Here is a 6974-nt window from a genome sequence, read left to right on the forward strand (position 1 = left end):
GTGGCATTGACCACCCAGGCCGCCGAGCCCGTGGGCGGCGCCGGGGGCTTCCTGGCCGGCTCGGCGCCGCAACGTGCCCGGCGGCGTCGGCTCGGCCTGCCGCCGATGACGGCGAAGCTCGCCGCCGGCCTGATCATCAGCGGCGCGATCCTGCTCTTCGGGTTGCTCGGCCCGTTCGTCGTGCAGGATCCGACCCGGGTCGACGACATCGGCCTGACCGGGCCGAGCAGCGCCCATCTGATGGGCACCACCCAGACCGGCCAGGACGTGCTGGCCCAACTGGCGTACGCCACCCGCGGCTCGCTGACCATCGGCGCGATCGTCGGCGTGCTCACCCTGCTGCTGTCCGGGTTCTTCGGCGTGGTGGGTGCCTACGCGGGCGGCTGGGTGGACGAGTTCTTCTCGCTGTTCACCAACATCATGCTGGTCATCCCCGGGCTGCCACTGGTGATCGTGATCTCCAGCTACGTACCGGACAAGAGCCTGTTGCTGGTCGCGCTGGTGCTCTCCCTCACCGGCTGGGCCGGGTCGGCGCGGGTGCTGCGCGGGTACACGCTGAGCCTGCGCAACCGCGACTACGTGCTGGCGTCACGGGTGGCCGGGGAGAAACGCTGGCGGATCCTCGCGGTCGAGATCCTGCCCAACCTGATCCCGCTGCTGGCCTCGCAGATGGTGTTCGCCGTCATCTTCGCCATCCTCGGCGAGGCCGGCCTCTCCTATCTCGGCCTCGGCGCGAGCGGCTCGATCAGCTGGGGCACCATGCTCTACTACGCCCAGAACGGCCTCGCGCTGCGACTCGGCGCGTGGTGGTGGTTCGTGCCACCGGGTCTCCTGCTGGCGCTGTTCGGCGCGGCGTTGTCGCTGATCAACTTCTCGATCGACGAGATCATCAACCCCAAGCTGCGCAACCAGACCCGGGCCGCTCGTCGCGGCTGGCTGATGTCCCGGAAACAGTTGGAGACCGCCAAGGAGGCCACCCTGTGAGCGCGAGGAGTGAGCCGGGCTCGCGAGCCCCGCAGTCGCGAACGGAGGCCACCCTGTGAGCGCGAGGAGTGAGCCGGGCTCGCGAGCCCCGCAGTCGCGAACGGAGGCCACCCTGTGAACGGACCGATGCCGGCGCCACCGGTGCGGCCCGTGGTGTCGGCACCGGTCCTGACCATCGAGGACTTCAGCGTCGACTACCTCGTGGATCCGGTCGTACACGCGGTGAAGAACGTCTCGCTCACCCTGCGCCGGGGCGAGGTGCTCGGCCTCGCCGGGGAGAGCGGCTGCGGCAAGAGCACCCTGGCGTACGGCATCGTGCGGCTGCTCAAACCGCCGGCGGCGATCGTCTCCGGCCGGGCGGTGTTCCACTCCCGGGAGGGCATCGAGATCGACTGGAACCTGCTGGACGCCGAGGAGTTGCGGGCCACCCGGTGGGACAAGATCTCTATGGTGTTCCAGGGGGCGATGAACTCCCTGAACCCGGTCATCTCGATCCGGGACCAACTCGAGGACGTCTTCACCGCCCATCGTCCCGAGTTGGGCCGGCACGAGCGCCGCAAGCGCTGCGCCGAACTGCTCGAGCGGGTCGGCGTGGACCCCGCCCGGCTGCGCGCGTACCCCCATGAGCTGTCCGGCGGGATGCGCCAGCGCGTCATGATCGCCATGGCCATGGCGCTGGAACCGCAGGTCATGATCATGGACGAGCCGACGACCGCGCTGGACGTCGTCGTCCAGCGCGAGATCCTGCGCGAGATCACCCGGCTGCGCGACGAGTTGGGCTTCGCCGTCGTCTTCATCACCCACGACCTGCCGCTGCTGCTCGAGATCAGCGACCGGATCGCGGTGATGCGCGCCGGCGAGGTGGTGGAGCTCGGCGACGCGCTGAGCCTCTACACCGACCCGCAGCACGACTACACCAAGCAGCTCCTGGCGTCCTTCCCCAGCCTGACCGGCGAGCGCGGGTCCTTCGTGCGTGGCGGCATGGACGAGCGGCTGCTTGCCCTCGACGCGGTCCGACTCGACGATCCGAACGCAGGGAGCACCGCGTGACCACCTTGACGGCCGAGCACCTGGTGAAGAACTACCACCTCCGGCGGGGCCTGCGCGGCAGCACGCTGCGGGCGGTCGACGACGTCAGTTTCACCCTGGAGCCGGGACGGACCGTCGCGCTCGTCGGGCAGAGCGGCAGCGGCAAGTCGACCATCGCCAAGCTTCTGCTGCAGCTCGAACGCCCCACCGCGGGCCGGATCCTGGTCGACGGCAAGCCGGCGCAGCGGCGGGGCGGTGGCCTGGACCGCTACCGCCGCACCGTGCAGATGGTGTTCCAGGATCCGTTCGCCTCGCTCAACCCGTACCACACCGTCGAGCACCACCTCGAACGCCCGATCCGCCTGCACCACCCCAAACTGTCCGGGGACGAGGTGCACCGCCGCGTCCTGCACCTGCTGGAGCGCGTCCGGCTGACCCCCGCCGAGAACGTCGCCGCCCGCCGGCCGCACCAGTTGTCCGGCGGCCAACGCCAGCGCGTCGCCATCGCCCGGGCACTGGCACCCAGGCCCGGCGTCCTCATCGCCGACGAGCCGGTGTCCATGCTGGACGTCTCGATCCGACTCGGCGTGCTGAACCTGCTGGCGACGTTGCAGCGCGAGGAGGACCTCGGCGTGCTGTACATCACCCACGACCTGGCCACGGCCCGGCACTTCGCCGACGAGATCCTGGTCATGTACCGGGGGCGGATCGTCGAGCGGGGCGATGCCGACGAGGTCATCCTCCGGCCCCGGCACGAGTACACGAAGACGCTCGCCGCCGCCGCACCGAATCCGGAGCGCAGGCTCAGCGAACTGCGCGGAGGATGAGCGGGCCGTGGGTGCTTGTCAGCGGCGCATGCTGGACTGCAGCACCACGGCGGCCGCCCCGGTCGCCGACGCGGTCGCCGCGGCCAGCGACACTGTCACGGACACCGAGCGGCGCCAGGTGCGGGCGTCCGCCGCGGCGATGCGCGACGTGATCGCCGGGCCGTAGACGAAGGAGGCCGCGGCGAAGCCGGGACCGGTGAGCACGAGCAGGTCGATGTCGAGCAGGTTGACCACCGACTCCGCGGCGGCGGCCACGTAGCGTGCCGAGTCGTCGAGCAGCGCCCGGCAGGCGGGCGCGCCGGCGCGGGCCGCGCGGGCGACGGCGGCGAAGTCGGCCGCCACACTGCGCCGCGCGCCGGAACCGTCCAGGCCCGCCTCACCGGCGGCCACCGGATCGGCCAGCGCCGCCCCGACGACGGCCTGCGGGCCGGCGAGCACCTCGAGGCAGCCGCTACTGCCGCACCAGCACGGCGGGCCGTCGACCTGCAGGCACAGGTGGCCGAACTCGCCGGCGTTGGCCTGCGCGCCGCGCAGCGCGACGCCGTCGATGACGATGCCCGCGCCGATGCCGCTACCCATGTAGAGCGCGGCGAAGGCGCGGGTCGGTCCGACCCGGGCGACCCAGTACTCCCCGACGGCCGCGGCCGTCGCGTCGTTCTCGACCAGCACCTGCATCCCGGTGGCCGCCGCGAGCCGCCGGTCGAGGTCGCCCCCACGCCAGCCACGCAGGTGGGGCGGTGCCTGCTCGGGGTGCGCCCCGGGTCCGTACGGGCCGGGCCAGACGACGCCGACGCCCAGGCACCGCGCCGGGTCCACGCCCGAGGCGTCGATGAGCACGGCGACGTCGGCGGCGAGTCCCCGCACCAGGGTGTCCGGATCGACGCCGGCCGGCGCGGGCCGGGCCAGCCGGGAGATCACCCCGCCGGTCTGGCCGGTGAGCACGTACGTCGTGGTGTCCTCGTCGAGGTGGATGCCCACCGCGACTCGCGCGACCGGATCGAGGCGCAGCAGTGTGCGCGGCTTGCCGCCGGTGGGGCTGCGGCCGGTCTCCCGGACCAGGCCCTCCTCGATCAGCCGGCGTACGGTCATCGACACCGCGGCCTCGGTCAGCCCGGTCATGGAGGCCAGTTCGACGCGGCTCAGCGGCTCCGCGGAGCGGATGGCGTCGAGGATGCTCTCCCGGGCGCCCGTCCGTCGGCTGCGGCCGACCGGGGTGCCGCCGACCGGAGTGAGTGCACCACCGCTCACCGCCGACTCACCGTCTCCTCAGCCGATGCCCCGATCGTCACCGGGGTCTGGCGCACAGCATCGCACCACCGCCCGCGGCAGCGGGCCACGGGTGTCGCGCACGACGTCGGCCCGGCAGTGGTCGATCGGACGCACCCCTCCGCATAGTCAGCCATGGATCTCCCGTAGTGCCGGTGCCGTTGACGACTTCGTTCAGTTACTTAAGAATATAGGCCGGCAGCTCCCTCCGAGACGACGGACACGATCGATGACCAGAAGCGACCTCCACCCGGCCCGGGCCGTGCGCGCCGTCGGCGGTCCGGCGCCCCCGGAGGTCGGCGCCTCGTCACTGACCGCCGGCGCGGTCCACGCGGAGGGGGAACCCATCCGCCGCGAGGACACCGGGGCGTTGCCGGCACGACAGGGCCCGCGCTCCGCGACCCCCCTGGCCGTGCCCGTGGGCGCGCACTGAGGCCGGCCGTGGACACCACGACCGGCCCCCGCCTGGTCGGCCTCGTGCTGACCGAGAACGCCGCCCAGGTCGGTGTCGAGCCCTTCTTCATGGAGCTGATCGCCGGCATGGAACAGGTCCTCGCGCCGACCGGCGCCGGCGTGCTACTGCTCGTCGTCGCCGACCTGGCGGCGGAGCTGGCGACCTACCGGCGCTGGGCGGATGAGGACACCGTCGAGGCGGTGGTCGTAGTCAACATCGTGCACGCCGACGTCCGCCCGGAGACGCTGGTGGCGCTGGGCCTGCCGGCCGTGCTCGCCGGCCGCTACACCGGGTCCGCGAAGCTCAGCGGCGTGGTCACCGACGACGCAGGCGCGATGGCCGCGGCGGTCGACCTGCTGGTCACCCTCGAACACCGGGTGATCGGTCGGGTCAGCGGACCAGCCGAGCTGGTGCACACCGCCGAGCGCACCGCGGCCATGCACGCGGCGGCCGAGCGCCTCGGCCTGCAGGTGCGGATCGTCGAGGCCGACTACAGCGCCGAGGGTGGCGTGCGAGCCACCCGCGAGCTGCTCGCCGGCCGCCCCGCGCCGACCGCCGTCATCTTCGACAACGACGTCATGGCCGCAGCCGCCGAGGAGGACCTGGTGCGTTCCGGCCTCCGGGTGCCGGATCAGGTGAGCCTGCTCGCCTTCGCCGACTCGGCGCTCTGCGAGTTGGCGGTGCCGCCGTTGTCGGCGATGAGCATCGACGCCCACGAGCACGGTGTCAGTCTCGGCCGGGCCGCGCTCGACGTGCTGACCGGCGCCGGGCACCAGGACCGTGCCGGCCCGCCGATCCGGATGCAGCAGCGGGCCAGCACCGGCCCGGCTCCGGGCCGGGTCAGCTGACCTGGTCGCGCACGACGTCCGCCGCCAGGAACGCTGGCGGTCGGCACCCGGTCGGAACGTCCCGCCGGCCGTTCCCCTCCGTGCTGGTCCACGGGACGAGCGCCTGACCGTCGGGGCCGCCGCGCCGCCCGACAGCGCCCGCCGGATCCGCGCCGCCCGGCCTCACGACACCACACCACGCCGTCCCGGATCCGCGCCGCCCAGTCGACGGCGCGCCACCGGGACACGGCCGCTACAGCGGGGGCAGCCCCAGCGCCTCGTCGACCCGGGCCAGCACCGCCGCGTCGTCGTCGGCCCGTACGCCGCGCAGCAGGTCGATGGCGGTGGCCCGGACCTGCCCGACGATCACCGCCAGCGGCAGCGTGTGCCCCTGGGTGAACAGCCGCCCGACGGCCCGTACCGCCGCCAGGGCCGCGGCGTCGGCCTGCTCGGCGTGCCGGTCGGCGGCGGACTCCGCGCCGTCGAGGTCGGCGGCGAGCGCCTCTCCCGCCGCCCGGACCGCCTCGGCCAGCACCCGCAGCGCCGTGACCAGCTCATCCGGTACCGGACTGGACAGCCGGTTGCAGGTCACCCCGGCCCGGGCGAGCACCCGCACGTTACGCACCGCGTAGTCGACCTGGGCGACGGAGGCGTCCACGGTACGCAGCCGTCCGATGTGCCGGCGGCGGCGCACATTGAGTCGCAACGCCTCCCCGGCGGCGAGAACGGCGGTCCGGAGCCGCTCCACCCCGGCGTCGAGGCCACGGGCCCGGTCCAGCGCGGCCCGGGCCGCCGCGTCGTCCCGGTCGGCGAGGGCGGTGGCCACCTCCTCCACCACCTCGGCCATCCCGTCGAACGTACGCCGGAACTCGGCCACCAGCGGCGCGAGCGGCCGGCGGGCGTCGACGAGCTGGCTGGCCACCACCGCCACCGCGCCGCCGATCAGCGCGTCGACGAACCGGAACGGCACCAGCGACTCGGTCGGCGGGGAGACCACCACCAGGTAGAGCGCCGACACGGCGGCCTGGACGACGCTCACGCTGCTCGCGCCGATCGCCACCGCCAGCGCGACGGTCAGCAGGATGACGGTGAAGACCGTTCCGGTGCTGCGCGGCCCGAGCGCCTGGACCACCAGGTCGGCGACGAGCACGCCGGCGGCCACGCCGAGCACCACCTCGATCGCCCGGCGCATCCGCTGTCCGCGCGCCTGACCGAGCACGATCAGCGCGGCGGCCGGGGCGAAGAACGGTTGCGGATGGCCGACCAGCCGGGTGGCGAGCAACCACGCCACGGTCGCCGCCAGGGTCGCCTCGGCGACCGGCACCCAGCCCTGCCGCAGCCGTACGACGGCCTCCCGCAACCAGCCCCACCGGACCATCGCCACCTCCTCCCACCAGCTCGGGGCCCCACGGTAGCCGGGCCGGCGGGTCAGGTCCGCCAGACCCCGGTGGCCGCCGCCGCGTACGCCCGGAGGTCACGGGGCGGACGGGCGGTGGCAGTTCCGGCGACCACCTCGCTGACCTGGGCCAAACCCCTCGTGGTATCGACCGTGCTCGTTTCTGCCGTCACCGTACGGGAGGGCGGGCG

General features: G+C 73.6%; 7 protein-coding genes. 5 read left to right on the plus strand and 2 right to left on the minus strand.

Annotated features, from left to right (window positions below; genetic code table 11):
- The 3 genes from E1165_RS11570 to E1165_RS11580 all read left to right on the plus strand — a co-directional run bounded on the left by E1165_RS11570 (window position 1) and on the right by E1165_RS11580 (window position 2840).
- Window positions 1-984, plus strand: a complete 984-nt coding sequence (locus tag E1165_RS11570) for an ABC transporter permease (RefSeq protein WP_243704714.1) — start codon at window positions 1-3, stop codon at window positions 982-984.
- A 150-nt stretch (window positions 985-1134) separates the two neighbouring features.
- Window positions 1135-2034, plus strand: coding sequence for an ABC transporter ATP-binding protein (locus tag E1165_RS11575; protein WP_243704715.1), 900 nt, complete (start codon window positions 1135-1137; stop codon window positions 2032-2034).
- Window positions 2031-2840: an ABC transporter ATP-binding protein gene (locus E1165_RS11580; RefSeq protein ID WP_132390615.1), complete on the plus strand. Its 810-nt coding sequence runs from the start codon at window positions 2031-2033 to the stop codon at window positions 2838-2840. Before E1165_RS11575 ends, E1165_RS11580 begins: the two co-directional genes overlap by 4 nt.
- 18 nt (window positions 2841-2858) lie before the next feature.
- Here E1165_RS11580 and E1165_RS11585 read toward each other — a convergent pair whose 3' ends face one another.
- Window positions 2859-4088 carry an ROK family transcriptional regulator gene (locus tag E1165_RS11585; protein WP_243704716.1) on the minus strand — a complete coding sequence of 410 codons (1230 nt, stop codon included), beginning with the start codon at window positions 4086-4088 and terminating at the stop codon, window positions 2859-2861.
- 247 nt (window positions 4089-4335) lie between these two features.
- Here E1165_RS11585 and E1165_RS11590 point away from each other — a divergent pair, with 247 nt between their 5' ends.
- Window positions 4336-4539 carry a hypothetical protein gene (locus E1165_RS11590; RefSeq protein ID WP_132390617.1) on the plus strand — a complete coding sequence of 68 codons (204 nt, stop codon included), beginning with the start codon at window positions 4336-4338 and terminating at the stop codon, window positions 4537-4539.
- 8 nt (window positions 4540-4547) lie between these two features.
- On the plus strand, window positions 4548-5408 hold the full coding sequence (locus E1165_RS11595) for a LacI family DNA-binding transcriptional regulator (RefSeq protein ID WP_243704717.1): 861 nt from the start codon (window positions 4548-4550) through the stop codon (window positions 5406-5408).
- A 232-nt stretch (window positions 5409-5640) separates the two neighbouring features.
- Here the strand turns inward: E1165_RS11595 and E1165_RS11600 are convergent, their stop codons facing one another.
- Window positions 5641-6765, minus strand: a complete 1125-nt coding sequence (locus E1165_RS11600) for an aromatic acid exporter family protein (protein WP_132390619.1) — start codon at window positions 6763-6765, stop codon at window positions 5641-5643.
- Between the last annotated feature and the right edge of the window lie 209 nt (window positions 6766-6974).

The organism is Micromonospora sp. KC723 (genome assembly GCF_004348595.1).
Lineage (GTDB): Bacteria > Actinomycetota > Actinomycetes > Mycobacteriales > Micromonosporaceae > Micromonospora.